General features: G+C 69.1%; 21 protein-coding genes. 6 read left to right on the forward strand and 15 right to left on the reverse strand.

What is annotated here, in order from left to right; all coding sequences use genetic code 11:
- Nucleotides 1–3 precede the first annotated feature (3 nt).
- From KY661_RS05585 to KY661_RS05595, 3 genes are read right to left on the reverse strand one after another with little or no spacing between them, the layout of a single operon-like run.
- Complete coding sequence (locus tag KY661_RS05585) at nt 4–660, reverse strand: response regulator (protein WP_177241333.1); 657 nt, start codon at nt 658–660, stop codon at nt 4–6.
- A 2-nt stretch (nt 661–662) separates the two neighbouring features.
- Entirely contained in the window at nt 663–2,645 is a 1,983-nt protein-coding gene (locus tag KY661_RS05590; RefSeq protein ID WP_225409224.1) for a serine/threonine-protein kinase, read from the reverse strand.
- Complete coding sequence (locus KY661_RS05595) at nt 2,642–2,941, reverse strand: hypothetical protein (RefSeq protein WP_075005632.1); 300 nt, start codon at nt 2,939–2,941, stop codon at nt 2,642–2,644. The genes KY661_RS05590 and KY661_RS05595 overlap by 4 nt, the downstream gene beginning before the upstream one ends.
- An 81-nt stretch (nt 2,942–3,022) precedes the next feature.
- Between KY661_RS05595 and KY661_RS05600 the strand changes: the two genes are divergently transcribed.
- Both KY661_RS05600 and KY661_RS05605 read left to right on the forward strand, forming a co-directional pair.
- Nucleotides 3,023–4,726 carry an HAD-IG family 5'-nucleotidase gene (locus KY661_RS05600; RefSeq protein ID WP_225409225.1) on the forward strand — a complete coding sequence of 568 codons (1,704 nt, stop codon included), beginning with the start codon at nt 3,023–3,025 and terminating at the stop codon, nt 4,724–4,726.
- Between the two features lie 187 nt (nt 4,727–4,913).
- The gene (locus tag KY661_RS05605; RefSeq protein WP_225409226.1) at nt 4,914–5,834 is read left to right on the forward strand and encodes a type VI immunity family protein; all 921 of its coding nucleotides are present in this window, start codon (nt 4,914–4,916) and stop codon (nt 5,832–5,834) included.
- A 266-nt stretch (nt 5,835–6,100) separates the two neighbouring features.
- On the opposite strand, the gene KY661_RS05610 is transcribed toward KY661_RS05605, so the two are convergent.
- The 6 genes from KY661_RS05610 to KY661_RS05635 all read right to left on the reverse strand — a co-directional run bounded on the left by KY661_RS05610 (nt 6,101) and on the right by KY661_RS05635 (nt 16,549).
- Nucleotides 6,101–6,457 carry a response regulator gene (locus KY661_RS05610; protein ID WP_225409227.1) on the reverse strand — a complete coding sequence of 119 codons (357 nt, stop codon included), beginning with the start codon at nt 6,455–6,457 and terminating at the stop codon, nt 6,101–6,103.
- Nucleotides 6,454–9,834 carry an ATP-binding protein gene (locus tag KY661_RS05615; RefSeq protein WP_225409228.1) on the reverse strand — a complete coding sequence of 1,127 codons (3,381 nt, stop codon included), beginning with the start codon at nt 9,832–9,834 and terminating at the stop codon, nt 6,454–6,456. Before KY661_RS05615 ends, KY661_RS05610 begins: the two co-directional genes overlap by 4 nt.
- A 129-nt stretch (nt 9,835–9,963) precedes the next feature.
- Nucleotides 9,964–10,755 (reverse strand): class I SAM-dependent methyltransferase, encoded by a 792-nt coding sequence (locus tag KY661_RS05620; protein WP_225409229.1) that lies wholly within the window; start codon nt 10,753–10,755, stop codon nt 9,964–9,966.
- A 14-nt stretch (nt 10,756–10,769) separates the two neighbouring features.
- Nucleotides 10,770–13,916: an efflux RND transporter permease subunit gene (locus KY661_RS05625; protein ID WP_225409230.1), complete on the reverse strand. Its 3,147-nt coding sequence runs from the start codon at nt 13,914–13,916 to the stop codon at nt 10,770–10,772.
- A gap of 75 nt (nt 13,917–13,991) precedes the next feature.
- Entirely contained in the window at nt 13,992–15,158 is a 1,167-nt protein-coding gene (locus KY661_RS05630; protein ID WP_225409231.1) for an efflux RND transporter periplasmic adaptor subunit, read from the reverse strand.
- Entirely contained in the window at nt 15,146–16,549 is a 1,404-nt protein-coding gene (locus KY661_RS05635) for a TolC family protein (RefSeq protein ID WP_398577145.1), read from the reverse strand. The genes KY661_RS05630 and KY661_RS05635 overlap by 13 nt, the downstream gene beginning before the upstream one ends.
- A gap of 74 nt (nt 16,550–16,623) precedes the next feature.
- Between KY661_RS05635 and KY661_RS05640 the strand changes: the two genes are divergently transcribed.
- Nucleotides 16,624–17,133, forward strand: coding sequence for a MarR family winged helix-turn-helix transcriptional regulator (locus tag KY661_RS05640; RefSeq protein ID WP_225409233.1), 510 nt, complete (start codon nt 16,624–16,626; stop codon nt 17,131–17,133).
- A gap of 2 nt (nt 17,134–17,135) precedes the next feature.
- Here KY661_RS05640 and KY661_RS05645 read toward each other — a convergent pair whose 3' ends face one another.
- The 5 genes from KY661_RS05645 to KY661_RS05665 all read right to left on the reverse strand — a co-directional run bounded on the left by KY661_RS05645 (nt 17,136) and on the right by KY661_RS05665 (nt 21,607).
- The gene (locus KY661_RS05645; protein WP_225409234.1) at nt 17,136–18,050 is read right to left on the reverse strand and encodes an MBOAT family O-acyltransferase; all 915 of its coding nucleotides are present in this window, start codon (nt 18,048–18,050) and stop codon (nt 17,136–17,138) included.
- Nucleotides 18,051–18,086: 36 nt separating this feature from the next.
- Nucleotides 18,087–20,249 carry a sensor domain-containing diguanylate cyclase gene (locus KY661_RS05650; protein WP_225409235.1) on the reverse strand — a complete coding sequence of 721 codons (2,163 nt, stop codon included), beginning with the start codon at nt 20,247–20,249 and terminating at the stop codon, nt 18,087–18,089.
- Nucleotides 20,246–20,524, reverse strand: coding sequence for an FtsB family cell division protein (locus tag KY661_RS05655; RefSeq protein WP_225409236.1), 279 nt, complete (start codon nt 20,522–20,524; stop codon nt 20,246–20,248). Before KY661_RS05655 ends, KY661_RS05650 begins: the two co-directional genes overlap by 4 nt.
- A gap of 70 nt (nt 20,525–20,594) precedes the next feature.
- On the reverse strand, nt 20,595–21,110 hold the full coding sequence (locus KY661_RS05660; protein WP_225409237.1) for a TlpA family protein disulfide reductase: 516 nt from the start codon (nt 21,108–21,110) through the stop codon (nt 20,595–20,597).
- Nucleotides 21,107–21,607, reverse strand: a complete 501-nt coding sequence (locus KY661_RS05665) for a Fur family transcriptional regulator (RefSeq protein ID WP_177233461.1) — start codon at nt 21,605–21,607, stop codon at nt 21,107–21,109. The genes KY661_RS05660 and KY661_RS05665 overlap by 4 nt, the downstream gene beginning before the upstream one ends.
- Before the next feature lie 219 nt (nt 21,608–21,826).
- Here KY661_RS05665 and KY661_RS05670 point away from each other — a divergent pair, with 219 nt between their 5' ends.
- The 3 genes from KY661_RS05670 (at nt 21,827) to KY661_RS05680 (ending at nt 24,402) form a co-directional block, all read left to right on the forward strand.
- Nucleotides 21,827–23,035 carry a hypothetical protein gene (locus tag KY661_RS05670; RefSeq protein WP_317987219.1) on the forward strand — a complete coding sequence of 403 codons (1,209 nt, stop codon included), beginning with the start codon at nt 21,827–21,829 and terminating at the stop codon, nt 23,033–23,035.
- 12 nt (nt 23,036–23,047) lie between these two features.
- Complete coding sequence (locus tag KY661_RS05675) at nt 23,048–23,386, forward strand: FmdB family zinc ribbon protein (protein WP_225409239.1); 339 nt, start codon at nt 23,048–23,050, stop codon at nt 23,384–23,386.
- Between the two features lie 284 nt (nt 23,387–23,670).
- Nucleotides 23,671–24,402, forward strand: a complete 732-nt coding sequence (locus tag KY661_RS05680) for a DUF2845 domain-containing protein (RefSeq protein ID WP_225409240.1) — start codon at nt 23,671–23,673, stop codon at nt 24,400–24,402.
- A 17-nt stretch (nt 24,403–24,419) separates the two neighbouring features.
- Here KY661_RS05680 and KY661_RS05685 read toward each other — a convergent pair whose 3' ends face one another.
- On the reverse strand, nt 24,420–26,519 hold the full coding sequence (locus KY661_RS05685; protein WP_398577146.1) for a catalase: 2,100 nt from the start codon (nt 26,517–26,519) through the stop codon (nt 24,420–24,422).
- Nucleotides 26,520–26,636: the final 117 nt, after the last annotated feature.

The raw sequence follows: 26,636 nt of genomic DNA on the forward strand, positions 1-26,636 counted from the left end.
GCGTTACAGATCCACCACGCCCGCCTTCAAGGCGAGCACGACGGCCTCCACATGGGAGTTCACGCCCATCTTCCGGTAGATGTGAGACAGATGGGTGCGCACGGTGCGCCGCTCCAGCGTCATCACCTCCCCCACCTCGGCGTTGGACAGCCCCTTGGCCACGAAGCTCAGCACGTCGAACTCGGCGGGGGTGAGCCCCCAGGGGTTGGCGGGCTTCCCGGCGGGCTTGCCCTGGAGCGAGTGGAAGTAGTTCCAGAACCGCCGCGCGATGATGGGCTCCAGCACGGTGCCCCCCTCCATCACCTCGCGGATGGCGGAGCGGATCTTCTCGGGCCCCACCCGCTTGACCAGGTAGCCCGAGGCCCCCGCCTGGATGGCCTCGTAGACCTTCTGCTCGTCCTCGAAGGACGTGAGGATGAGGATCTCCACGTGGGAGGCCCGGCGCTTGACGCGCTGGGTGACCTGGATGCCGTTGAGGCCCGGCAGCTCGAGATCCAGCAGGACGATCTGCGGCTGGACCTGGAGGATGTCCTCCACCGCCAGCTCCCCATCCTGGCAGGTGCCCACCACCTCGAGCTCCTCGAAGGTCCCCAGCACCTTCACCAGGTTCTTGAGGAGGGTGGGCTGATCCTCGACGACGTAGACACGGGTGCGGTCCATGCTCAGCGCCTCGGAACGGGTTTGAACTTCTGCTCGATGGCCCGCGTCTTGCCCCGCTCGAAGTGCAGGCGGAACTCGGCCCGCTCCCCGGTGGACACGGACTCCAGGACGATGAGCCGGGTGCCGGGCTTCACCGGGTAGCGGACGAGCGGCGTGCGCCGGCTCAGCGGCACCCCATCGATGAAGACCCGCGCCGGGGCGTTGGCCCGCAGGGTCACGAAGGCCGCCTGGGCGCGCGGGGGGGGTGCCTCGGCCTCGGCCTGCTCCCGGGGCTCCGGGGCCGGGGGCGCGGGGACGGGCGGCGCGGGGGGAGGCTCCCGCGGCGGAACCCCGGGGCCTCCCGCCTGGGCCCCCACCGGGGGGGCCGCCCGAAAAGGCGCCGGAGACGCCTCCCCGGGGGCGGCGCGCTCCCAGGTGGCGAGCACGAAGGCGAACAGGCCCACCAGCGCGATGGCGCCCGCGAGGCTCAGGGCCCGGCGCTGACGGCGCGAGGACTTCAGGAGGTTGAGCTCCTCCGTGAAGAGCCGCCGCCGCCGCTTCGCCACCGGAACCGCTTCCTGGGTGGGCGGCGGCATCGGAATCTCCGGCCGGTCCTTCGCGGCAGGGGGCGGCGCGGGGGCCGGGGCCTCCCGGGCCACCAGACGCTTCCGGACGGACGTCGCGGTCTCCTCGGGCGGCTCCTCCGCGGTGCGCTCGGGCGCGTCCGGGACATCCTCGACCCACTTGAGCCGGGGGTTGCGGCCCACGCGCGTGCCCTCCCGGGCGCCCGGGGCCGCAAGCGGCTTGCGCGGCGCGGCGGCCATGGGGCCCGCGGGCGCCTCCCAGGGGACGTCCTGGGCCGGCGTGGGGGCCGTGTTCTCGTGCTCGGCCACGGGCGCGGCGGCCCCGGTGCGCAGCGGCTCCAGGGGGGCGGAGCCCTCGGGCACGTACGCCTCGAAGGCGGGGGCCGCCTCCTGGGTCTTAGCCTCGGTCTCCTCCTCGCTCAGCGCCGGGCTGAACGGCATGCGCACCACCACCGAGACATCCAGGGGCTCGGCGCGCAGGTGGGCAATCTCCGCCCCGGAGACGGCGGTGAGCGCGAAGGGCTCGGAGAACGGCACGGGCCCGAGCGTGGAGAAGTTCACCTCGTTGGGGACCAGCTCCCGGGTGAACCGGCGCAGGTCCTCCACGCCGGGCATGCCCCCATGCGAGGCCAGGAAGTTGCGCAGCCCTCCGGCGAACTCCCCGGCCGAGCGGAAGCGCCGCTGCGGGAGCGGATCCAGCGCGCGCAGGATGATGGGATCCAACCGGGAGTTGATGCGGCGATCCAGGCGGCTGGGCGGGGGCAGCCCATCCCGGCGGGTGCTCAGGCCGCTGCCCACCACGAGGGCCTCGCGCAGGGTGAGCAGCTCGTAGGCGATGGCCCCCAGGGAGTAGATGTCCGACAGCTCGCTGGGCTCCTCGCCCTTCCCCACCTCGGGGGCCCGGTAGGCGCTGCGCCCCCGGGTGGCGAAGGCGCGCTTGAGCTCGGGCACCGCCATCAACGCCTTGAGCGCCCCGAAGTCGCAGATGCCGGGCACGCCGTCACGCGACAGCAGCAGGTTGCCGGGGGTGATGGCGCCGTGGATGACGCCCACCTCGTGCGCCCGCTGCACGGCGTCCAGGAGCTGGATGACCAGGTGCAGCGCGAGGGCGGAGGGAAGGAGCACCTCCTTCGTGTTGAGCCGCTGGAGCGCCGTGCCCAGGGTGAAGCCGTCCACGTGCTCGCGCACCACCGCGAGCCGCTGCTTCACGAAGCCCATGTCCACCACGGGGACGATGCCCGGGGGGCGCAGGGGGTTGAGCACCCGCGACGTGTCGGCCAGCACCCGGGCGTAGGCGGGATCCGACGTCTTCGCGTGGAAGAGCTTCACCACCACGCTGCCCCCACCCTCCTGGGTGGCCTGGTACAGCTCGGCGAGCTCTCCCGGTTCGACGCGGCCGGTGAGGCGGTAGGAGGCGCTCATCCCTTCCCTGCCCGGCGCCGGACGGCGGCGAAGTGAAACCCACACCAGACACAGCTCTCGCCCCGGCGGCCCCGCGGCAGCTCCAGGGTACACCCGGGGCACCGGGGCCGGGGCTTTCCAGACACCTCCCGGGGGGAGGCGGTGGCCTTGCCGGACCGGGCGCGAACGGCGGCGGAGGCCGCGCGCCGCACGTGCAGCTCGAGCTGGCGGACGCGGTCCTCCAGGGCTTCGATTCGAGCGGACAGCCGCGCATGGATCTCGGCGTCCGCGGACTGACGTCTGGCAGGAGACCGCATGGCGCGGCGAAGCGTGCCACGCCCCCTCGGATACCGGCAAGGAAGACCCACGGCGGGGTGCCCGCGCAGGGGGGGCATGTTATGTTTCACGGTCCCGTGCCCATCGCGCCCACCACCCGCCCCATCCCCGGGGGGCCCTCCGTGGACCCCCTGCACGGCAGCTTCCGCTCCGCCCTGAACCGGGCCCACGCCGAGGAGGCCGCCCAGCAAGCCCAAGCGCTGCTGAACAACGAGGGCCTTGCCCGCCTGCTCACCACCCCGCGTGAGGGGCAGGACACGCCCCGGGCGCGGGACGTGTTCGTCAACCGCAACCTGCGCATGGCGTCCATCGAGCTCATCGGCTTCGACATGGACTACACGCTGGCCATCTACCACATGCGCCGGTTGGAGCAGCTCTCGTTCGACATGACGCTCACGAAGCTGGTGAGCGACTACGGCTACCCGCCGGTCATCGGGGGGCTGCTCTATGACCACCACTTCGTGATGCGCGGGCTGGCGGTGGACCGGGCCACGGGCAACATCGTGAAGATGGACCGGTTTGGCCACGTGGGGCGGGTGTGGCACGGCCTGCGGCCGCTCAAGTCCGAGACGAAGCGGGAGCTGTACCGCAACAAACGCATCCGCCCGAGCAACCCCCGGTTCGCGTGGAACGACACGCTGTTCGCGCTGCCGGAGACATGCCTGTACGCGGGCATCATCGAGCTCTTGGAGTCGCTGGGCGAGCGCGTGGACTACGGCAAGCTGTACGACAACATCCGCGAGGCCATCGACACGGTGCACCGGGACAACTCGCTCAAGCGCGAGGTGCGCAAGGACCTGTCGCGCTACGTGTTCCAGGACTCCGAGCTGGGCGCGGCGTTGCACAAGCTGCGCTCGGGGGGCAAGCGCCTGTTCCTGCTGACGAACTCGGCCTGGGACTACACGGATGCGGTGATGGGGTACCTGCTGGACGGACAGCTTCCGGAGTACCCGAGCTGGCGCAACTACTTCGACTTCACGGTGACGGCGGCGGGCAAGCCGGGGTTCTTCACGGACCAGCGCCCGTTCCTGGAGCTGGATGCGAGCACCGAGGCGGGCCGCGTGGTGGGAGAGGCCAAGAGCCTGGAGCGCGGCAAGGTGTACTCGGGCGGAAACCTGGTGCAGTTCGAGGAGTTCACGGGCTACCGGGGCGACAACATCCTCTACGTGGGGGACCACATCTACGGCGACATCCTCAAGTCGAAGAAGTCGTCGCTGTGGCGCACGTGCATGGTGGTGCAGGAGATCGAAGACGAGATCACCTACACGGACTCACGGCTGGAGGAGATCACCCAGCTGTCCGAGGTGGAGCACACCCGGGCGCGGCTGGATGACACGGTGAACGTCATCAAGAGCGCGCTGAACACGCTGGAGCGGAGGCTGGAGCGAGGCGGGATTGCCCCCGAGGAACAATCCCGGATGGAGGAGGAGCGCAAGCGGCTCAAGCAGGAGCTGGACACGGTCCGCCGCGCGCTGAAGAACGCGACGGGCATCGCCGACACGCTGGAGCGGGACGTGGAGGAAGGCTTCAACCCGTACTGGGGGCTGCTGTTCAAGGAGGGCAACGAGAACAGCCGCTTCGGCTACCAGGTGGAGCAGTACGCGTGTCTCTACACGAGCCGCGTCTCGAACTTCCTGCACTACTCGCCCATGCAGTACTACCGCTCACCCCGGGACCTGATGCCCCACGAACAGGCCGGGGCCCTCTCAGGGAAGCTGTCACCGCTGGGCAGCGAGGGCCCGCCCAAGGCTTCGTCCAAGGAGTGAATGGAGCGCAGCCATGTACCCTGTGGGCATGCCCAGGACGGCCGCACACCTATTTCTGGCCACCAGTTTACTGGCGGCATGTGTATGGCGAGAACAGTGCCTACGCAGGTTCGAATCAGGGCAGGGTTTACCGGGATGCCTTGGGGGGAGAAGCACTGATGATCTCTCCGCGGACCGGAGTGACTCGATGAGAGAGACCATCCCCGTCATCCGGTTGCGGACAGACAGCGGCAGGCTGGTGGCCCGCGACGGTGTCATCCTCTGCTTCTTCATGCGCCGCTCGCACCAAGAGGTGGCCCCCGCCGTATGGCGTGCCTTACAGGCCTATTTGCGTGCCATTCCCCCTCAATCATTGAACTGGTACGGCTCGGACGATGGAGACACTCTCCCACTCGATGACAAAGGTTGGGAGCACATCCGCTGGCAAATCCTTGAGCGCTCCTGGGGAGCCGAGTGGCTCGTCGACTTGGAGGAGGACGCCAGTGCGGTGGGCGGGTACCACTTCGAATATGATGGCCGGAAACTCGATGATCCGGGGTTCTCTCACGACGAGAACTCCACCAGCGGAGTCACCTTCTCCTTTCCCACCGAGTACCTCTTGGAGCATGGTCCCGCCCATCTGCGCTCCTTGGCTCTGGAACTCGCCCGCGAGCTACCCTTCAGCTTCGGTTACGCCAGCCTCGCATTCGTTGCTCCGCACGGCCTTTGGTACGCGGCTCGTAGGGATCTCATCGACCCATTGAGCCACTACCTAGGCATGGATCTCTATCATCTGAATGATACGAGCCGTGTCATCGGCACCCGAGCTCGAGGAGCCTATTGGCTCACCTTCCTAGGTCAGCCCTTACTCGGCCAGCTTGGCGGCATTGAGTCCATGCGCCACAAGCTCTCCTTCCCGGAAGTGTCCTTCCATTCCTTGGGGGGAGAGCGCCTGCTGCTCACCCTGGGTGAGTGGCCCGATGCCATTGACACCGCGCAGAAGGTTTACCTTCCCCAGTACCGGGCGTTGGCGCACCTACTGGAACCTTTCCTCTATGAGGAGCGCACCGGCTGGATCTCACTCGACAAGGACAACATGCGCCGCTGGCTAAGGCGCCTTTGTCAGTAAGAATTCCTGACAAATACGTAACCGTTCAAGCCTGAGGCATCCTCTCATATGAGGCCGAAGACTTCACGGAAGACGGGCTGCTCGCAGACGGGCTTCAGCAGGGGGCACGCCAAAGCATTGAGCAGAAGCAGTCTGTCGAGGCGGGCCGGTTCTGCGATTCGGCCGGAGGACAGCCCCATGCCAAACCTCACGTCCTTTGACACAAAATTCACCAGCAGCGACTCCATCGCCGCAAACGGTGCAGCAGGCCGAGACCACGCTGAGGCCTACGTGACGGCAGCAGCCAGCAACTGAACGATGTCGACCGGCTTGCGGAGGTAGGCGCGGGCAGCGAGGACGTCGCGGCGGCTGTCGAGATGGGGATCCGCGCTCATGACCACCACGGGGATGTGCGCAAAGCGCGCATCGGCCCGCTGCTCGGTGCGGAACTGGAAGCCGTCCTTCACGGGCATCATCAGGTCCAAGAGGATGACGTCGGGAGAGGGCCGCATCGTCTCCAGTGCGGCGAGCCCGTGGGCTCCGTTCTCCGCGCAGACCACCGTGTGGCCCTCCTCCTCGAGCAGCTCGCGGATGGCATCCCGGATGTAGAAGTCGTCCTCCACGATGAGGATGTGCCGGTTCATGCCAGGCCTCCTGGTGCCGTGGCGGGGTCCTGCGCCTGGGAGCGCGAGGCGTCGTGGGGCAGGAGGACCACGAAGCATGCGCCTCCCCCCGGAGGGCTCTCGACGGCGATCGTCCCGCCGTGAGCACGCACGATCTGCTTGGCGATGAAAAGGCCCAGCCCCAGTCCTCCGGTGTTGCGCGAGGCCATGCCGCGATCAAAGCGGTCGAAAATGGTCTCGCGCAGCGCTTCCGGAACGCCGGGGCCCTGGTCGCGCACTTCGAGACGGACGCGGTCCCCCTGCACCGAGAGGCGCACGGCCAGCGGCGCCCCCGGCGCGTACCTCACCGCATTGGAGACGAGGTTCGTCAGGACCTGCTCGAGCCGGCGGCCATCCCAGACCCCCAGGAGCCCCGGCGGGGCCTCCAACCGCACCTGGCACTCGGCATGCGCGAGCTGTCCGGCAAAGCGCTCCAGCGTGTCGGAGGCAAGCTGCACAAGGTCGGCTTCCTTGAAGTCAAGGTCGAGGGTGCCCGTCCGGACGCGCGCCACATCGAGGAGATCATCCACGAGGCTTGTCAGCCGGTTCACCTGGATCAACGACACCCGGAGCGCCTTCGCGAGCCGATCCGGGCTCGGCGCGCGGCCCTCCTCGGGCTTCACGTTCCGCTCGGTCATCTGCAACTGCATCCGCAAGGAGGTGATGGGCGTCTTCAGCTCGTGTGACGCAATGGAGAGGAACTCATCGCGCCCATCGAGGAGCATCTTCAGCTCCTGCTCCACCCGCTTGAGCCGCGTGACATCCGTGAAGGTGAGAAGGGCCTGCGGTGGATGCGAGCCAACGCCCGGCACGAAGCCGGAGTCGGCCACGAGGTGGAAGCGGCCAGCGGGCGAGTGGCAGAGGGCTTCCAGGTCATGGACCTGGGAATTGAGCGCACGGGCCAGGCCGGGCGGGCCCCCGTCCTCGCCCGTGATGCGAAAGGACCGGCCGTTTTCCACGGCGTCGAGGTCCATGGGAAAGCCGCCGGCCGCGAGCTGCTGAGCGGCATGGTTCACGAAGGTGAACCGGCCCGAGTCCGGGTCGACGAGCAGCGTGGGCGCCGGGAGCCTGTCGAGCACCGCCTGGAGCCACTGCTGATGCTGCGTGAGGGCCAGCGCGTGTGCCTCTTGCTCCGCCGCCCGGTGCCGCAGGGCCGCCATGGTGAGCTGCGCTTGCACACGGGCAAGAAGCTCCCTGGCCGCGAACGGCTTCGTCAGATAGTCATCCGCGCCCAGTTCGAGCCCGCTCGCCGTGGCCTCCTCCCCCGCGCGTGCGGACAGCAAGATGACCGGAAGCGTGCGCAGGGTGCTGTCCGCCCGGAGCTGCTGCACGAGTTCGATGCCATCCATCACCGGCATCATCACATCCGAGAGCACGAGATCCGGCCGCGCCGCCCGAGCCGACTGGAGCGCCTCTGCCCCGTTCGCCACGGCCGTCACCTGATAGCGGCTCTCCAGGAGGCGGCGGACATAGTCGCGCATATCGGCGTTGTCGTCGGCGAGCAGGATTCTCGGCTGGGGGCCCGTGCTCACCGCGGCCCCCGGGGGCTGCGCCGGGACCGGCACGGGGGCCGCCGGAGAGGGCTCGACCTGCCAGCGGAGCGTCTCCTCGACGAAGGCCTCGATGCGCACCGGGTTGGGGGGTGGACGCTGCGCGCTGTCCAGGATGGTCGCTCCCATCCAGTAGGCATTGCCCAACGGGACACGGACCAGGAAAGTCGAGCCCTCGCCGACGGTGCTCCGCACCTCCACCGAGCCCCCATGAAGCTTCGCGAGATCCTGCACGAGCGCAAGGCCGATCCCGCTGCCCTCGTGGGTCCGCCCCTTCGCCTCATGCACCCGGTGGAAGCGCTGAAACACGCGTCCAAGCTCGCTTGCCGGAATGCCAATGCCCGTGTCCTGCACCGACAACCGCGCGAACCCACCCTCCCGCTTCAGGGCGACGCGGATCTCACCGGCATGGGTGAACTTGAACGCATTCGACATGAGGTTGAGGACGATCTTCTCCCACATCTCGCGGTCGACGAGCACCGGCTCCCCGAGCGGCTCCACGTCCACCACGAAGCGCATCCCCGCGCGCTCCACGGCGGAACGGAACGCGCTCGCGACGTCGCGGGTGAGCGCCGGCAGGTCGGTGGGCTCGACCGAGGCCTGGGCCCGGCCGGCCTCGATGCGGGAGAAGTCGAGCAGCGCATTCACCAGCTTGAGCAGCCGCAGCGCGTTGCGGTGCACGACCTCCAGCTCGCCGAGCGCCGCCTCGGACAGGGCGCCGTGGCGCCCGGACAGGAGCTCCTCCACCGGCCCCAGCATGAGCGTGAGCGGGGTGCGGAACTCGTGGCTTACATTGCTGAAGAACGCCGTCTTGGCCTGGTCGAGATCCGCGAGGGCCTCGGCCCTGCGCCGCTCCGCCTCATAGGCACGCGCGTTCCCAAGCACCGCGTTGACCGCCGCGCCCAGCATCTCCACGAAGGCGCGATAGGCATCATCGAGCAGAAGCCGCTGGCTCACCCCGATGACGAGGAACCCGAGCGGCGCGGCCACCCCGGCGACCCGGACCGGCAGCACGAACGACATCCCCAGCGGCTCGGGATACGGTCCCGCGGAGACGCGTCCGAACCGGGCCTCCACATCCGGGACCGGCTCCGCCCGCCCGCTGCCCGCTGCCTGCCTGAGCGGCCAGCTTTTCTCCCCGGCACCGGGCGTGAGCCGAATGATTTCCGGCGCCAGCGGCCCCCCTGCCAGGGTCCCACAGGTCCCCCGCAGCCGCGCCTCGGTCCCATCCGGCTCCGTCACGTAGAGAAGCGCAAAGGGCAGGTCGAAGCCATACTCCCCGAGGGAGGCCAGCAGCAGGTCGCACGCCTCACCGAATACCTGGGCCTGTCCCGCGCGGTCGGCGATGTCCCGCAGCGCCCGCGTCCTGCGCTGGGCGAGCATCGTCGGGGTCGTCTCGGTCACCGGGTGGAAGAGCCCCACCACCTTGCCGGACTCGTCGCGGATCGGGCTCAGCGAGAAGGTGAAGAATGTCTCCTCCGGGTAGCCATTGCGCTCCAGGAACATCCGCTGGTTTTCGAGGTACGACGTTTCGCCCGCGAGAGCGCGCTCGAAGGGCTCGCCAATGGCCGGCCAGGCGGAGGCCCAGGTCACCCGGTAGCTCTCTCCCACAGCGCGGGGATGTGCCGCACCGCAGATCCCACGGTAGCCTTCGTTGTAGATCTGGTTATGACCGTCACCCCAGATGATGTTGATGGGGAAATTCGACGCCAGGCAGAGGCTCACGGTCGTGCGCAAGCTCTGCGGCCACGTCTCGATGGGCCCCAAGGGGGAAAGCGACCAGTCGATGGACTCGATGAGGGCGGCCATTTCGCCCCCGTCGGCAAGCCATTCCAGCTTCCTCGGAAGCGTACTCATCGGGGAGGTATACGTACCCCCTGGTACTGAAACAAGGTGGACTGAACCACATCAAGGGTTTGAACCGTCGTTCAACGGACGCTACCCGTCACGGATGCGCCTACGCCCCCAAACGACGTCGGTGTGCCGGGAACCCGGCTCCGGGGAGAGGCCCAGCTTCTTCAAGTCATCGGAATACTTCGCGCCTTTGACGGCCACCCACCGGCGGGCCACGCGCTCCGCCTCCGCCAGCGTCTCCAGCGTGAGCGGCCCATGGTCCGCGAAGCGGCGGAGCACGTCGAAGCCGGGCTGCGCCTTCCGGGGCTTGGAGAACATCGGATCGAAGAACACGATGTCGAAGGAGCGCGAGGGCAGCGTGCGCAGGTACTCGCTCGCGTCCGCGTGCACCGCCTCGACCCGGCACGAGTCCGGGCCCAGCGCGTAGGTCTTCAGCCCTTCCGAGACGACGGCATAGAGGGCCAGGCGCTTCTCCAACCCCACCACCCTGCCCTGCGGCCCCACCGCCAGCGCCGCCACGATGGCGTCCTGCCCCAGGCCCAGGGTGCAGTCGAGCACCGCATCCCCGGGGCGCAGGTCCGCCATGCGCACGAAGGTATCCGGCTCCCCTTCGGCCAGCCGCAGCCGCCGCAGGTGCGCCATCCCCCCGTGAAAGGCGTGCTGCCCCTCCGCGTCCCGGAGCGTCACCCCGTCCCGGCCGAAGACGAGGAGCGCCGCGGTCCGGGTGCCCAGCCAGTCCGCGACGCCCTCGCCGGGCCTGCGCGGAAAAAAAGGAACCGCCCATGCACTCGCGGCCGCGCGGGCCTGAGCGATGAGCGGTGGGTCCGGATTGGCACTGGTGGTCACCGCGAGCGGCGCCGGAGCCTCGGCATTCACGGCGCCCCCTTACCTCAGTGCGACGGCGCGGGGGAGATTTCCGCCTCTTCGTCCGTGGCCGTCCGCTTCGCCTCGCCCCGCAGCCGCTGCATCAGCACGTAGAGGCCGGGGATGAAGATGAAGTTGACCACCGTGGACACCAGCATTCCGCCGAACACCGCCGTGCCCAGCGAGTTGCGCGAGGCCGCGCCCGCGCCCGACGCCGTCATCAGCGGCACCACGCCCAGGAGGAAGGCGACGGAGGTCATCAGGATGGGCCGCAGGCGCACGCTGGCCGCCTCCACCACCGCGTCCACCGCGGACTTGCCCTGCTCGCGCAGCTGCTCGGCGAACTCCACGATGAGGATGGCGTTCTTGCTGGCCAGTCCCACCAGCATCACCAGTCCCACCTGGCAGAACACGTCGTTGGCGAAGCCCCGCGCCATCTGCAAGGCCAGCGCGCCCATCATCGCCAGCGGCACCGAGAGGATGATGACGAACGGCAGGCTGAAGCTCTCGTACTGCGCCGCCAGCACCAGGAACACGAACAGGAGGCCCAGCGCGAAGATGATCGCCGTCTGCCCACCGCTCTGCTTCTGCTCCAGGCTGATGCCCGTCCACTCCGTGCTCATGCCCTGGGGCAGGTTCGCCGTGGCGATCTCGTCCATCACGTCCAGCGCCTGGCCGGAGGAGACACCCAGCGTCGGCTGGCCGTTGATCTCCGCCGAGCGGAACAGGTTGTAGTGCCGGATGACCTGGGCGGACACCGTGGGCTCCACCTTCACCAGCGACTCCAGCGGAATCATCGACCCGCTGTCGCTGCGCACGTAGAAGCCGCCGATGTCCTGCGCGCTGTCGCGGAACTGCTGCTCGGCCTGCAGGTACACGCGGTAGGTGCGGTTCGCGTAGTTGAAGTCGTTGACGTACTGGCTGCCCATGTAGACCTGCATGGTGCTGAAGATCTGCTCGATCGGAACCCCGAGCGCCTTGGCCTTCTGGCGGTCCACCTCGACATCCAGGAGCGGCGTGTCCGCGTTGAAGGACGTGAAGACACCACGCAGCCGGCCGTCCTCATTGGCCTTGGCCACCAGTTCCTGGGCGGACGCGGCCAGCTCGTCCAGCGAACGCCCGCCGGCCGTGTCCTCGACGATGAACTGGTAGCCACCCACGTTGCCCACGCCACGGATGGCCGGGGGCTGGAACGGCAGGACCCGCGCCCCACCGATGGCGCTGAGCGGCCCACGCAGCTTCTCCACCAGCGCGGCCACGGACTGATCCGGCCTCGTCCGCTGCTCCCACGGGTGCAGGGGGACGAAAGCGGTGGCGAAGTTGGGTCCGTTGCCCTGGAAAGAGAAGCCGCCGATGGCGAAGACCGTCCTCACCTCGGGCAGCGTCTGCAGGATGGCCTCCACCTCGGTCAGCACCTTCTCGGTCTGCGCCAGCGCCATGCCCTCGGGGCCCTGGACGGTGATCATCAGGTAGCCCTGATCCTCGTCGGGGATGAAGCCCGTGGGCGCCGCGCGAAAGAGCGCCACCGTGCCCGCGATGCACAGGAGGAACGCGGCGAGAATCACGAAGGGGTGCTTCAGCAGCCCGTGCAGCGCGCGGCTGTAGACATCGCGCGTCCAGTCGAGCGCCTGGTCCACCTTGCGGAAGAAGATCCACTTCTGCCCGTGGTGGTGCTTGAGCAGCCGGGCACTGAGCGCCGGGGTCAGCGTCAGCGCGCAGAAGGTGGACAGGCCCACCGACACGGCGATCGTCAGCGCGAACTGGCGGTAGATGGAGCCCGTGGTGCCGGGAAACAGCGCCACGGGGATGAACACCGCCACCAGCACGATGGAGATGGCCACCACGGCGCCGGACACTTCCTTCATGCCCTCGCGGGCCGCCTTCATGGGCGACAGCCCCTTCTCGGCCATCAACCGCTCGATGTTCTCGATGACCACGATGGCGTCGTCCACCACGAGGCCCGTGGCCAGCGTCAGGCCGAAGAGCGTCAGCGTGTTGATGGAGAAGCCCATCAGGTACACGAAGGCGAAGGTGCCCACCAGGGACACCGGCAGGGTGAGCGCGGTGATGAGCACGCTGCGCCACCCGTGCAGGAACAGGAAGATGACGAGGATCACCAGCGCGATGGCCTCGATGAGGGTGTGGACCACCTCGGTGACGGAGGCGCGCACCGCCAGCGTGGTGTCATTGCCCGTGCGGTACTCCAGCCCCGGCGGGAACTGCTGGGCCAGCCGGTCCATCTCCTTGATGACGCCGTCGCGCACATCCAGCGCGTTGGCGGTAGGCAGCTGGAAGATGGCGAGGCCAACGCCCGTCTTGCCGTTGAAGCGCAGCAGGGTGCCGTAGTTCTCCGCGCCCAGCTCCACCCGGCCCACGTCCTTCACCCGCACGAGGCGCCCATCCTGGCTGCGCTGCAGGACAATTTCTCCGAACTCCTCGGGCTCGATGAGCCGGCCGTGCGCGCGCACCGCCATCTGGTAGGGCTGCTCGTCGCTCGACGGCGGCTGGCCCACCTGCCCCGCGGCCACCTGGAGGTTCTGCTCCTGGAGGGCGCGCACCACGTCCTGGGGCGTAAGGCTCCGGCTCGCCATGGAGGTGGGATCCAGCCACAGGCGCATCGAGAACTTGCGCTCGCCGAAGATGCGCACCTCGCCCACGCCCCGGACGCGCTTGATGGCGTCCTTCAGGTTCACGTCGGCGTAGTTGCTGAGGAACTTCGCGTCATAGCGGTTGTCGGGGCTCGACAGGCCCAGCGTCAGCAGCATCTGGCTGGAGGCCTTGTTGACGACGATGCCCGTCTGGTTCACCTGGGAGGGCAGGCGCGCCGAGGCACGGCTCACGCGGTTCTGCACATCGACGGCGGCCACCTCGATGTCGCGCGTGGGCTCGAAGGTGATGGTGATCTGGCTCGTGCCGTCGTTGGCGCTGGTGGAGCTGATGTAGCGCATGCCCTCCACGCCGTTGAGCTCCTGCTCGAGCGGGATGGTGACGGCGCTCTCCACCACCTCGGCGCTGGCGCCCACGTAGGTGCTGGTGACGGTGACCTGGGGCGGCGCGAGGTCCGGGTACTGGGAAATGGGCAGCGTGGGGATGGCGATGAGTCCCACCAGCGTCAGCACGATGGAGCAGACGGCGGCGAAGACAGGCCTACGGATGAAGAAGTCAACGAACACGGTGGTGGTGTCCTCAAGGTGCGATGCTGTGGCTGGGCCCCGCGCCCCTCCGCGCGGCGCCCGGTGTTGCTGTGACTAGCGGCTTCCCCCCACCGCACCGCCGCTGGCCCCGGCGCTCAGCTCCTTGCCCATCCGGACGGCGGAGGCCGGCTTCACCTTCACCTGCGCCCCATCCCGCAGGGACTGCAGCGAGGTGACCGCCACCTGCTCCCCTGCCTTCAGACCGCTCTCCACCACGTAGGCCATCTCGCCCAGGGTCCCGAGCTGGATGGGCCGCCGCTCCACCACCGTCTTGCCTTCCTTCTCCCGGACCACCAGCGCGAAGGGCTGGCCGCTCTGGCGCACCACCGCGAGCACCGGCAGTTGCAGCGCCTGGCGCGTGGAGTAGACGAGGCGCGCGCGCACCAGCTCGCTGGGACGCAGCCCCGAGGTGTTGCGGAACGCCGCCCGGACCTCCACGAGCTGCGTGCGGGGATCCGCCTGCGGCGCGATGAAGAAGACGCTGCTGGTGAGCAGCACCTTGCCGCGCGAGTCGAGGATCTCCAGCGGCGTGTCGGTCCGCAGCGAGCGGGCCCGCTCGGAGGGCACCGAGACGCTCACCTCGAGCACATCCGCCTGGGCCACGCTCGTCAGCACCGTCGAGAGGCCGACCGAGTCGCCCACGCGGACCACGACATCGCCCACGGTCCCCGCGAAGGGGGCCCGCACCACGTGAAATTGCAGCTGCACCTCGCGCTGGGTCAGCTGGGCGCCGGCCGCGCGCGCGGCGGCCTCGGCGGCCTGCACCTGGGCCTGGACACGCTCCAGCTCCTGGGCGCTCGCCAGCCCTTCCTTGTGGAGGGCCTCGGTGCGGGTCATCGTGCGGCGCGCCAGCTCCAGGTCCACCTCGCGGGAGCTGCGCTGAGCGCGGGCGTTCTCGACCGCGGCCGTCTCGCCGCGCGCATCCACGTCGATGAGCGGCGCGCCCGCCTCCACCTTCTGGCCCGGCTTCACGTGAATGGCGCGCACGTAGCCCGCCACCTGGGGCAACAGGGTGACGCTCTGACGCGACTGGAGCGTGCCGAGGTACTCGCCGGTGTCCCGCACCTCGCTGGGGGCCAGGTTCACGACCTCGATCTCACGCGGCGGGGGCGGCGCCTTCGCGGGCGGCTTGGCACACCCCACGGCCCCCGCGACGCACGCAACCCCGAACAGTCCAACCGCCCATACCCTCAGGGGGCGCATCCTCTTCACCAGTCGCATCGGGCCTCCGTCAAAAATGCACTCAGTCTCGACTGAACGAGCTCGAACTCCCGCAGGGCGAGCGACAACTGCGCCTGGCGCAGGGCCGCACCGCTCTGCACCAGCTCCAGGCTGCTGCCCCGGCCGACCTCGAAGGCGCGGCGGGTCAGCTGATCCGTCCGCTCCGCCAGCTCCAGCGCCGCGGACGACGTCTTCACCAGGGTCTCGGCCACCTCCACGCTCCGCCGGGCGCGCGCCACCTCCACCTCGACCTCGCGGCCGGTGCGCAGCAGCGTCTCGGCCGACTGCGCCTCGAGCGCCGCGCGCTCACGTACGAGCCCCTCCCGAAGGCCGCCCTCCCAGATGGGCACAGACAGGATGGCGGAGATGCTCCAGGTGGGCACCGTTCCGAAGCCCGGGTCCGTGGTGTACGCCACGACGTTGCTGGAGAGCCCCAGCGTGGGCAGGTAGCCCGCCGAGGCCTGGCGCCGGCTGTCACGCGCCGCGGACGCCTGGGCCCGCGCGGCCACGAGATCCGGCCGCTCGCTCAGGGCCTTCAGCGGTGCGCACTCGTCGCGGGTCTGATCCACCAGCCCCTGAAGCTGGAAGGTGGTCTGCACCCCCACCGCCTCGGGCAAGCCCAGCGTCAGCCCCAGCGCCTCCCGGGTCCGGCGCAGCTGCTCGTCTCCCGAGATGAGCGAGGCACGGGCGACCTCCACGTCCTGGCGCACCCGCACCACGTCGAGCTGCGTGCCCGCCCCCAATTCAAAGGAGCGCTGGGTCAGCGCGGCGCGCTCCAGGGCCTGCCGCAAGCCCACGCGGTTCAGCTCCGCGGTGCGCTCGGCCGCCACGGTGGCCACCAGCGCCTGGGCCAGCCCCAGCGTGAGGCGGCGCTGCACGTCCTGGAGGTTCGACCGGGCGCTCTCCTCGGTCGAGCCGGCGGCCGACAACCCGCGCCAGGCACTCACGTTCACCAGGGACTGCGTCAGCGACACGGAGCCGCTCAGGAGCGGTGAGGACGGCGCATTGTCTCCCTCACCCGCCTGGCCCATCAGCGGGCTGCCCGAAGTCGCCAGCACGGGGACATCCGGGTTGAGCAGGTCATGTCCCACACCGCCCGACAGGCGCGCGGTGGGCAGGAGCGAGGAGAGGGCCTGCCGCCACAATCCCTCGGCGCGCTGGACGTTGGACTGGGCGATCCGCAGGTCCGAGGAGCGCTCGCGCAGCATCTTCAGCGCCTCGTCCCAGCTCGACACCTGCCGCGCCGCCGCGGGCGCGGGCGCGAGCATGGGGTCCTTGATCTTGGGCTGGAAGGGCGCGGGGGCCGCCGGAGGCTCCGCTTGGGCCGCCAGGGTCACCCCCGGGACGGCGACACTCAAAAGGCAAAAGAACGGGAGATGCCTGAAATGCATACCGGGAAGGGCCACGTTCAGGAGAGAGGAGCCTTGTGTGCTGCCCGGTCGCCCTCTGCGGGACAGCCCGTTCAGTGTTATTGACAATTGTTGTCAAGAACAAGCATCTTCATACGCCGATGAACCTCGCCGAGCAAGTGGCATCTCTGCGCCGAACGTTGCACCGGTTCATTACCCGCCGGCTGAGCAAGCGGACCCGCAGGCCCTTTCAACAATTATTGGCCCTCAAATACATCGCCAAACAGGAGGCCCACACCCAAGCTTCCCTGGCCGAGCGATTAATGGTGGATGCGCCCGCCGCGAGCCGCTTGGTGGACCGTCTGGAGGAGGACGGGCTCGTGAAGCGCTGCGCGGGAGAGAACCGGCGCTGTGTGCGCCTGGAGGCCACCCCCGCGTCCGGGGCGGAGCTCGAGGTGCTGCGCGACGCGTCCCACTGGGTGGAGAGCGAGGCGAGCCGTCACCTCTCCGTGACCGAGATGAACGAGCTCAAGCGCCTGATGGAAAAGGTGCAGATCGGGATGAACCAGACCCTGGAGACGCTCGGCCCCGACGACTCCGACGAGCCCCTGGAAAAGACGCCGTGAGCTCAGCCCCCGCCCCAGGTGTCGACGATCTGGAGGCAGGGCTCGACGAACAGCGGTGAGCTGGCGCTCAGCCACGTCACCGTCCAGAGGTGGGCGAGCGGCGCCGGCCACCGTCCCACGGCCAGGACGCGCTCGAGCCAGACCAGCGGCAGCTGAATCAGGAAGAACGCCCCCATCATCCCGGCCCAGAACGGGCCCACTGCGGGCAGCATGAAGGCCGCGTGGCCCAGGGCGCTCACCCCGAACACCGCGGCCGTTCCGCCCCAGACGCCCCTCCGCCGGGCCACGGGGACAAAGACGTGCTGCTTCAGAAAGCGGTGGACGGTCTGGTTCCAGCGGTGGTTCCAGAACTCGGAGATCGTCCGCGAGAGCAGCGGATCCTCGTGCAGCGGGCGAGGATCCATCCCCCGCAGGCCATACGCGATCAGCACGAGCGCCATGGCGGCCTCCACCGCCGTGTACAGGAACACGAGGCCCGCCCCCCAGCGCACGGCGAGGCGAAGGCCACCCGAGAGCAGCGGGCATCCGTAGGCCAGAACTCCCCAGGCAAGCCCCACAAGGGGCGCGGCCACCGCCAGACGCTTCAGCGCGGCCCCATCGAGCCGGGAAGCGGCCTTCCGGGCCTTGCGGACATCGAGCGGGGCCACGGCATGCCGCATCCGGTCCCACGCCGGGAAGCTCCGGTAGGCCCGCGTCAGTTCCACGACGCGGGCCAGGAACCAGACGCCCCCCAACCCCAAGAAGGCCCGGAAGGTGGGCAGGTCCGCGGGAGCGAGAAAGGGCAGCAGGAGCACCGCGCCGGACACGAGCACGGCCAGCCTCCGGCGCCAGGCCGCGCCGGCCGCGAGCCACCCCGCGCCCATCGAGGCTGCGTACAGCGCCCCCACGAGGAGGACTGGGAGCCACACATCCCGCATGGTCACCCCTACCCCCTGCCCCGTGGACGGACCGGACTACCCCGCTTCCGCCACCTGGAGCTTCCGGCCGCCCTGCATCTGGGCCACCGTCACCGACTGGTTCCGGCCGTTGCGCTTGGCGTGGTACAGGCACTGGTCCGACAGATCGATGAGGTGCTGCTTGTCGTAGCCGTGGTCCGGGCCCGTCGAGATGCCCAGGGACAGCGTCACCTTCAGCGGCCCCATCTCCGTCTGGAACACCTCGGCCTTCACCGCCTCGCGGATGCGCTCGGCGATGACCAGGGCGCCCTTGGCGTCCGTCTCCGGCATGATGATGGCGAACTCCTCGCCGCCGTAGCGGGCCACGATGTCCGTGTCGCGCGCCTTCTCGCGGAGGATCTTCGCCACGCCGCGGAGCACGGCATCCCCCGTGGGGTGGCCGTATGTGTCGTTGACGCTCTTGAAGTGGTCGATGTCCGTGAGGATGAGCGACAGCTTGCGCTGGTAGCGCCGCGCCTGCGCCAGGTGCTCGTCCGCCTTGCTCTGGAAGGTGCGGTGGTTGAGCAGCCCCGTGAGGCCGTCCGTGGTGGCCATGCGCTCCATCTGCTCGAAGAGCTGGGCGCGGAGCACCGCCTGCGCCGCCTGGATGGCCATGACCTCCAGCATCCGCAGCACGTCCGGATCCAGCACCTTCTTGCGCGAGCCCACCACCAGCGTGCCGAGGATCCGGTCACCCGCGGTGAGCGGGAAGATCTTCAGCGCGCCCAGGCCTTTGATCTGCGTCTCCTCGTCGAAGACGATCTGCCGCTCCATCGCCTTGATGTCCCGGCCCGGCAGCGGCGCGCCGTAGCGCACCACGTTGGCGACGAGGCCATTGTTGTCCGGGAAGTACTGGCCCTCCAGCGCCTTGCCGCCGGTGGTGACGCCCGTCATCCGGGCCACGCGGTGCATGCGCTTGCCGTCCACCTCGCTCACCAGCGTCACGGCGCAGAAGTCCAGGCTGGCGATCTGCCGGGCGCTCTCCAGCACCGCGATGAACACCTGCTCCGGGTTGCCCGCGCGGTTGAGCTCCTCGATGGCGCGGAAGAACCGGTCCTTCTCGTCCCGGCTCTTGCGGATGTACGTCATCACCCGCTCCACCTCGATGGCGCGCAGCACCTCGCCCGCGAGCGTCGTCAGCAGCCGCTCGTCCTGGTCGGAGAACGGATCATTGGTGACGCGGTCCGCCACCAGCACGCCGCGCACCAGCCCGTCCACCTCGATGATGGGCACGGCCAGCACGGCCTGCACCGCGGGCGCGCTCTCGTAGTAGGTGATGCCCTTGAGCCCGTTCAGCGAGTTCATCCGCACCGGGGCCCGGCGCTTGAGCACCCCGCCGATGATGCCCTCGCCGGCGTTGAAGCGCTCGCGCTGCACGCGATCCGAGGCGGAGCGGCAGTCGTGCAGCTTGAGCCCCCGGTCATCCGAGTCGAGCAGGAAGGTGGCACAGGTGTGGGTGCGCAGGGCCGTCTCGGCGACTTCCAGCACCGCACCCACCGCGCCCTCGATCTCCTTCACCGAGGCCACCAGCCACTTCTCGTCCTGGTTCATCCCGCTGAAGCTGTCCTGGGTGCCCGAGCTGATGAGGCGGAAGGTGCGCGCGCGCTCCTCCACCTCCTTGATGCGCTTCTGCACCGCGCCGCTCTCCGCGTGGCGGGCCGCGGCGATGCGGGCCGAGAGCACCACGTGGTACATGCCGGCGAAGAGCGACAGGAAGAACGCGTGCGTGGCGAAGGCGGCCCCGTTGCTCGGGCCCGGGCCCCCCAGGGTGACCAGGGCGTCGAAGGCCAGCGCCACGCCCAGCAGCGTCAGCCCCGCGTTGCGCTGCAGGAAGGCCACCAGGAACGCCATCAACAGATAGATGAGGGGAAAGAGCGCCGTGCCCCCGATGGCCACGACGATGAAGGCCGTGGCGATGAGGCCGCCGCCCAGCTCCAGGTCGTCCCGCAGCTCGATGACCGAGCCCAGGGCATTGCGCCGGACGCGGCGCCAGGCGGACACCCCCAGCCCCAGGAGCAGGAACAGCACGAGGCACGCGTCGGTCCACCCCAGCGTGTCGAGCCCCCGGAAGCCCCCGCGGGCCAGGTGCAGGAAGACCCAAAACACGGCCAGCAGCGAAATCGACCGGACCGCGTGGCGGACGAGCTTGGGCATCAGCGGAACTGCCGAGAGCGCGTTCATGGGGCCTCCAGATGGAAGACGATTTCGCCTGGCTTCACATAGCCGAGCTCCTCGCGGGCCGCACGCTCGAGGGCGGCGGGATCCTTGCGCAGGGCTTGAATCTCACGCCGCAGGGTCTCGTTCTGCACGGCCAGCAGGCGGTTGCGCTCCTGGAGCGACTCGACGTCCTGCCGCAACGTGAGGTAGCGGCGGAACCCCCGGGCATCGGCCACGGAAGCCAAGGACAGGGCCCCCGCCACCACCGCCATCACCAGGAATTTTCTCTGCGCCGTCATGAGCGGCCGGAAGGTACCAGTGGCCACCTGCCGGGCAAGAAATCCGCTCCAGCCCTGTAGCGGCCGCGCCCTAGCGCTTCAGCAGCTTGCGAAGCGTCTTCTCCAGCTCCCCGTGTGCCGACATCCCCTGCCAGGCGGACACCGCCCGGCCGTCCCGGTCCAGGAGGACCGTCATGGGCAGTGCGCCAATGTGGCCGAAGGCGGACCGGCCCGAGCGCAGGTACTCATCCGCCAGCAACATCGGGTAGTTGAGCGCGGCCTGGTCGGCGTAAGGCCCCAGCACCCGGCGCCCTTCCAGGTCCATCCCCACGGCGACCACCTGCAACCCTTCCGGCCCATGGTCGCGCTGAAGCGCCTGCAAGGTGGGCACTTCCGCCACACAGGGGAAACACCATGTGGCGAAGAAACTGACCAGGACCACTTTTCCAGACAGGGCCCGGGGGCGGTACGGCACGGGCCCCACCGCGGGCAGGACCAGGGCGTTCAGGAACCCGTTGCCCGGGGCCTCCACCGGCGAGGGCGTGCTCCGGCACGCGCCCAGGGCCAGCAGCAGCGCGCACGTCAGGGCCCGGCGCGGACGGCTCATGCCTCGGTCTTGGGCGCGGGCGGCTGGCGCTGACAGTCCTTGCACAGGCCGTACAGCTCCATCTTGTGCGACGTCACCGTGAAGCCGTGCTTGCGCGCCACGGCCTCCTGCATGGCCTCGATGCGGTCGTTCTCGAACTCCACGATGCGGCCACAGCGGGTGCAGATGAGGTGATCGTGGTGCTCGCGCCCCGCGGCGGCCTCGTAGCGGGTCTGCCCGTCCCCGAAGTTGCGCGCGTGGGCCAGCCCACAGTCGTTGAGCAGCTTCATCGTCCGGTACACGGTGGCCACCGACACCTTGGCGTCCTGCTCGCGCACCTTGCTCCACAGTTCCTCCACCGACAGGTGCCCGCCAATGGCGAAGAACGTGTCGATGATGAGGCTGCGCTGGCGCGTGCTCTTCAGGCCATGCTGCTCCATGTAGCGATTGAGGACTTCTTCCTTCTTCTCCTGCTCGTTCACGGGCAGCGCACCTCCCACCAACCGGACTTCTTCCATTTCCTGGCGACTCCTGAGCCTCATCGCTTCACCCGCTTTGACGGAAGTTGACCTGGAGGGCAAGCCTTCGTCCGCTGATTGCTGTCCAGCCGCTTGCGTTGCTGGCTGGCTGTTTACATTGAGGTGTGACGGGCTCATTGACACCCATCCGGCGCGAAAGATAGAGGCAACCGCCCTCGTAAACGAGCATTTTTCCGTGGCTTTCCCTTCATGACCAGCATGTGGACCAGAAGACGGCAACCCGACGATGTCCCAACCCCGGTGGCGGTCGCCGTCTCCGACTTCTGCCGGCGCGCCAAATCCGCCGCAACCCCCACGGAGGTCCGGGAGGCGCTCGCCCTGCTGGCGGACGAGGATGATTTCCGCGTCCGGACGCTGACCGACGCGGAGCCGGAGCGCTCGCCACTGGGGCCTTTCGCCGTGGTGGACATCCTCCGGGGAACCTCCGCCGAGCTCGCGGCCCAACGCCAAGGATGTGGCTACTACGAAGTCGTCCGGGAACTGGCCCGCGTCCAGGAGGAGAAGACGCCCCTTCCTGCCCCGGCCCCCACGGGGCTCACGTTCGCCCCTCCGCCCGCTCCTCCCCCGTCCGAGCCCACCGCCGACGGCGGTATGTCGAAGGCGGACAAGGCCGCCCGGCTGGCGGCTGAATCCCTTCAGGAGCGCATCGCGCCCCGCAAGCGCGAGGTGCCCTCCGAGCCCGTGTCCTTCGATGCCCAGGAGCCCGTCTCCTTCAAGCGGGCCCTGCCCAAGCCCCGGGGCCGCTTCACCCAGGTCGCCGCCCCCAAGGGCAGCTACCAGACGCTGAACCACGCCGAGGGCCAGGACCTCCTCGCGTCGGCGCTGGAGCAGAACGAGCACCGCTTCGCCCTGCTTCATACCCTGTCCGAGCAGTACAACGGCCCCCGGGGCGAGCTGACCCTGACGGACGTGGAGATGGTGCTGCAGCGCCACGGGCTGATGGACCGGCTGATTGCCCGCGAGCGGCAGGGCATCCTCTCCGCCTACACCGAGCAGCGCGGGGCCGCAGGCCGGGTGGCCTGGTCCCTGGGGCTCAGCCCCTCGGAGCTGCAGCGCCTCATCGGCTCGCTCCAGCTCCAGGCGGAGGTGGACGGGGTGCGGGAGCGGTGCCAGCGCGAGGTGCTCGGCAGCCGACACCTCACCCAGCGGTTGGACATGCTGGGCCGTGACAAGTACCTGGCGGACCTTGGCATCAAGAAGCGCTTCATGGACATGCTCCGCAAGGATCTGGAGGAGCTGGCCCGCAACGAAGTCCCGGACGCCGGGGACATGGCCGGGTTGTGCCTGGCGATCGCGCGCAAGCACGGTGCGCCCCAGGAGCTCGTGCTCCGGGCCCTGGACCGCCTGGGCCTGTCCGAGGGGTTGCGCAAGCAACTCCAGGCCCACTCGAATTACTCTTCGCCCTGACGAGAAACCACCATGCCCATCTACGAATACGCCTGTCAGAGCTGTGGGAAGATCATCGACGTGCTCCAGAAGATCAGCGATCCGGCGCCCGCCGCGTGCGCCGAGTGCGGCGCCGAGAACACGCTGACCAAGGTCGTCAGCCGTTCGAGCTTCGTGCTCAAGGGCGGCGGCTGGTACTCGGATCTCTACAGCTCCACCAAGAAGGACGGCTCGGCCAGCTCCAGCTCGGGGGGAAGCGCCTCCACCAGCACCAGCACCAGCACCAGCACCAGCAGCGCGTCGTCCTCGACGGGCACGACCTCCAGCCCGGCCCCGGCGGCCTCCACGCCGGCGCCGAGCACCAAGACCTAGCGGACCGGAAACTGGCGAGGGGTGCTGGGGCGGCGCACACTGCCGCCCGTGCCCTTTCCTCCTTCCAAGCGGCCCCCCCGCCGTTGTGTCCTGTGCGGTCATCCCGAGCTGACGGATGCGCGCGGCCTGGGACGTTTCCTCCTGGTCCCGGATCCCGATGGCCGGGGTCCGGTGTGCCCCACTCAGCGGGGGTGCCAGTCCCTCGTTCGAACCACCGAGGCGCTGACGCAAGCCACCCGCTGAGCTAAGCAGGGCCCTCACGCGCTCACGCCTTGGGAGGCCCCGTGAAGAGACTGTTCGCCGTTTTGTTCGTTCTGCTGGGAGCTTGCAGCTCCCACACCTTGCTCGCACCGGATGACCGGGCCACGCTGGAGCAGACGCTCACGCGCCCGGAGCCGCAGCGCTACCTGCGCCTGTCCATGCACGTCACCCCGTTCTTCGGGGATGCTTCCCTGCGGCTGCTCACGCCCTACCCTCCCGAGGAGGTGCTGGTGCTGGATGACGCCCGGGGCCGGCCCGTGCTGCCAGGCCCCATCCAGGCCACGCTCCCCGCGGGGGCCCGCGCCCGCATCCTCCGGGTGGAGTTTCCCACCGCCTGGGTGGTCGCCGAGCGCGTCCTCTACACCCCGCGCACCTGGCCCTGGGCCTATGTGGAGGTGGAGGGCGCTCCCGAGGGGCCGCCCCTGGTCATCCTCCTGCCGCCACACCACAAGACGCGGCAGGACTTCCAGGCGGAGGTGGATCGCTTCCTGTCGCCGCAGCCCCTCCAGCCCCGGCTCGCGGAGTTCAGCGCGGAGGTGAAGGAGGCCATCCGCCAGAAGAAGACCGTGACGGGCATGCCCGCCGAGGCCCTGGAGATGTCCTGGGGCTACCCGGAGCGCATCCTCCGGGAGCTGCAGGGCACCTCTCGCCTGGAGACCTGGACCTACCCCGGGGGCAAGCGCCGCGCCTACGTCACGGACGGGCGCCTGACCCGCGTGGAGGAGGCGCCCGCCGCGCCCCCTCCCAGCCCATAGCCCGGAAGGGACCCCACTCAGGCCGGGATGCTCTCCGTGTCCTTGCGGTCCCAGTGGCGGTGCTTCTTGATGGCGTCGACGAAGGCGGTGGCCACGGTCCCGGCCCCGCCCGGGTCGGCGACGATGCCCGGCGCGCCGGTGTCGAGGCCGCAGGCCTTCAGCAGGTCGACGCCCTCCTTCGAGGCGCCGATGGCCTTGTAGTGGCGGTAGGCCTCCAGGATGAAGTGCCGCGCATCCCCATCCCGCTTCAGCGTCTCCACGCTCACGGCCCCGCCCGGGACGAAGACGGCGTCATACTCGATGGACGCGGTGGTGTTGGCGCTCTTGTCGACCGGTATGGCCTGTCCGCCCGCGGCGGTGACGGTGCCCAAGTGCTTGGCGATGACCTTCACCTGCGCGCCCTGCCGCTTCATCTCCGCCTGGAGCTCCTGGAGCGCCGCGGCGTCGACGCCGTCGGCCACCAGCGCCGCGATGCGCCGGGTCTTGATCGAGGTCTTCGGCATGCTCTCGATGCTGAGCGCCGGAGACGCGTCGATCACGGACTTCGGCGAGGCCACCGCCTTCGGCGCGGGGACCCCGACGCCCAGGGCGACCTGCGCGGCGAGCGTCCCGTCGATCTTCGCCAGGACCTCCTCGATGACGCGCTTGCGGATCTCGGGAATCTCGACCTTGCCGAGCTCGAAGCGGAGCGCCTCGATGATGTGCTGCTGCTCGGGGTGCGACATGCTGCGGAAGAACATCGCGGCCTGGCTGAAGTGGTCCGCGAAGCTCTGGCTGCGCACGCGCGTCTTCTCCCCGGCCACCTTCTCCGGGAAGTGCGCGAAGCCCCCCTGGCGGGTGGAGGCCATCATCGGGCAGCCCCCGCTCAGGGAGTTCGGGTGGTAGTTGGCGCGGCCGGTGTTGATCGTCTGCCGGTGGAACCCATCCTGCTGGTGGTTGTGCACGGGGGCGATCGGCCGGTTGATGGGAATCTCCGTGAAGTTCGGTCCTCCCAGCCGGCTGAGCTGCGTGTCCAGGTACGAGAAGAGGCGCGCCTGCATCAGCGGGTCATCCGTGAAGTCGATGCCCGGCACGATGTTCGCCGTGCAGTAGGCCACCTGCTCGGTCTCGGCGAAGAAGTTCGTCGGGTTGCGGTTGAGCGTGAGCTTGCCGATGCGCTGCACGGGCACCAGCTCCTCGGGTACGAGCTTCGTCGCATCCAGCAGCTCGACGCCGAGCTTGGCCGCGTCCGCCTCCTCGATGATCTGCACGCCCAGCTCGTACTCGGGGAAGTCCCCCTGCTCGATGGCCTCCCACAGGTCGCGCCGGTGGTAGTCCGGATCCTTGCCGCCCAGCTTCTGGGACTCGTCCCACACGAGCGAGTGGACCCCCAACAAGGGCTTCCAGTGGAACTTGACGAAGCGCGAGACGCCCTTGTCGTTCACGAAGCGGAAGGTGTGGACCCCGAACCCCTCCATCATGCGGTAGCTGCGCGGGATGGCCCGGTCGGACATGATCCACATGACCATGTGCGCCGTCTCGGGCACGAGCGAGACGAAGTCCCAGAAGGAGTCATGCGCCGAGGCCGCCTGGGGCATCTCGTGGTGCGGCTCGGGCTTCACCGCGTGGACGACATCCGGGAACTTGATGCCGTCCTGGATGAAGAACACGGGGATGTTGTTGCCCACGAGATCGAAGTTCCCCTCCTGCGTGTAGAACTTGACCGCGAAGCCGCGCACGTCGCGCGCCGTGTCCGCGGAGCCGCGCGAGCCGGCCACCGTGGAGAAGCGCACGAACACCGGCGTCTTCTGCGAGGGATCCTGGAGGAAGGCGGCCTTCGTGTACTTCGCCTGTGACTCGTAGACCTGGAAGTAGCCGTGGGCCGCCGCGCCCCGGGCGTGCACCACGCGCTCGGGGATGCGCTCGTGGTCAAAGCGCATCATCTTCTCGCGGAAGTGGAAGTCCTCGAGCAGCGTGGGTCCCCGGGTCCCGGCGCGAAGGGAGTCATCGGTGTGCTCCACACGGATGCCTTGGTCCGTCGTCAGGAACTGGCCCGTGCCGTCCGAACGGTTTCTCGCCAGGTCCTGATCCTTGCTGCGCTCGTCGATCGACACCTTCTGGGTCTCAGTCTTGCTCACAGGGCTCCCTTGGGTTGGGTGCCGCAAATTAGTGGGCCTCCGGAAAGGCAAAGTGCCTGATGGTCGCAGAAGCTGGGCATCTGAACGCTGGCCAACGCCCCACCACGGAATACGCTG

Origin of the sequence: Allostigmatella hybrida, from assembly GCF_020103775.1 — a bacterium.
Lineage (GTDB): Bacteria > Myxococcota > Myxococcia > Myxococcales > Myxococcaceae > Hyalangium > Hyalangium aurantiaca.

Bases quoted from the DNA above. Each gene is read 5' to 3' on its own strand.
- KY661_RS05635 (WP_398577145.1), bottom strand. From the start codon at position 16,549: ATGCATTTCAGGCATCTCCCGTTCTTTTGCCTTTTGAGTGTCGCCGTC.
- KY661_RS05610 (WP_225409227.1), bottom strand. From the start codon at position 6,457: ATGAACCGGCACATCCTCATCGTGGAGGACGACTTCTACATCCGGGAT.
- KY661_RS05605 (WP_225409226.1), top strand. From the start codon at position 4,914: ATGAGAGAGACCATCCCCGTCATCCGGTTGCGGACAGACAGCGGCAGG.
- KY661_RS05630 (WP_225409231.1), bottom strand. From the start codon at position 15,158: ATGCGACTGGTGAAGAGGATGCGCCCCCTGAGGGTATGGGCGGTTGGA.
- KY661_RS05615 (WP_225409228.1), bottom strand. From the start codon at position 9,834: ATGGCCGCCCTCATCGAGTCCATCGACTGGTCGCTTTCCCCCTTGGGG.
- KY661_RS05660 (WP_225409237.1), bottom strand. From the start codon at position 21,110: ATGAGCCGTCCGCGCCGGGCCCTGACGTGCGCGCTGCTGCTGGCCCTG.
- KY661_RS05590 (WP_225409224.1), bottom strand. From the start codon at position 2,645: ATGAGCGCCTCCTACCGCCTCACCGGCCGCGTCGAACCGGGAGAGCTC.
- KY661_RS05650 (WP_225409235.1), bottom strand. From the start codon at position 20,249: ATGAACGCGCTCTCGGCAGTTCCGCTGATGCCCAAGCTCGTCCGCCAC.
- KY661_RS05655 (WP_225409236.1), bottom strand. From the start codon at position 20,524: ATGACGGCGCAGAGAAAATTCCTGGTGATGGCGGTGGTGGCGGGGGCC.
- KY661_RS05585 (WP_177241333.1), bottom strand. From the start codon at position 660: ATGGACCGCACCCGTGTCTACGTCGTCGAGGATCAGCCCACCCTCCTC.
- KY661_RS05595 (WP_075005632.1), bottom strand. From the start codon at position 2,941: ATGCGGTCTCCTGCCAGACGTCAGTCCGCGGACGCCGAGATCCATGCG.
- KY661_RS05645 (WP_225409234.1), bottom strand. From the start codon at position 18,050: ATGCGGGATGTGTGGCTCCCAGTCCTCCTCGTGGGGGCGCTGTACGCA.
- KY661_RS05670 (WP_317987219.1), top strand. From the start codon at position 21,827: ATGTGGACCAGAAGACGGCAACCCGACGATGTCCCAACCCCGGTGGCG.
- KY661_RS05600 (WP_225409225.1), top strand. From the start codon at position 3,023: ATGTTTCACGGTCCCGTGCCCATCGCGCCCACCACCCGCCCCATCCCC.
- KY661_RS05675 (WP_225409239.1), top strand. From the start codon at position 23,048: ATGCCCATCTACGAATACGCCTGTCAGAGCTGTGGGAAGATCATCGAC.
- KY661_RS05665 (WP_177233461.1), bottom strand. From the start codon at position 21,607: ATGGAAGAAGTCCGGTTGGTGGGAGGTGCGCTGCCCGTGAACGAGCAG.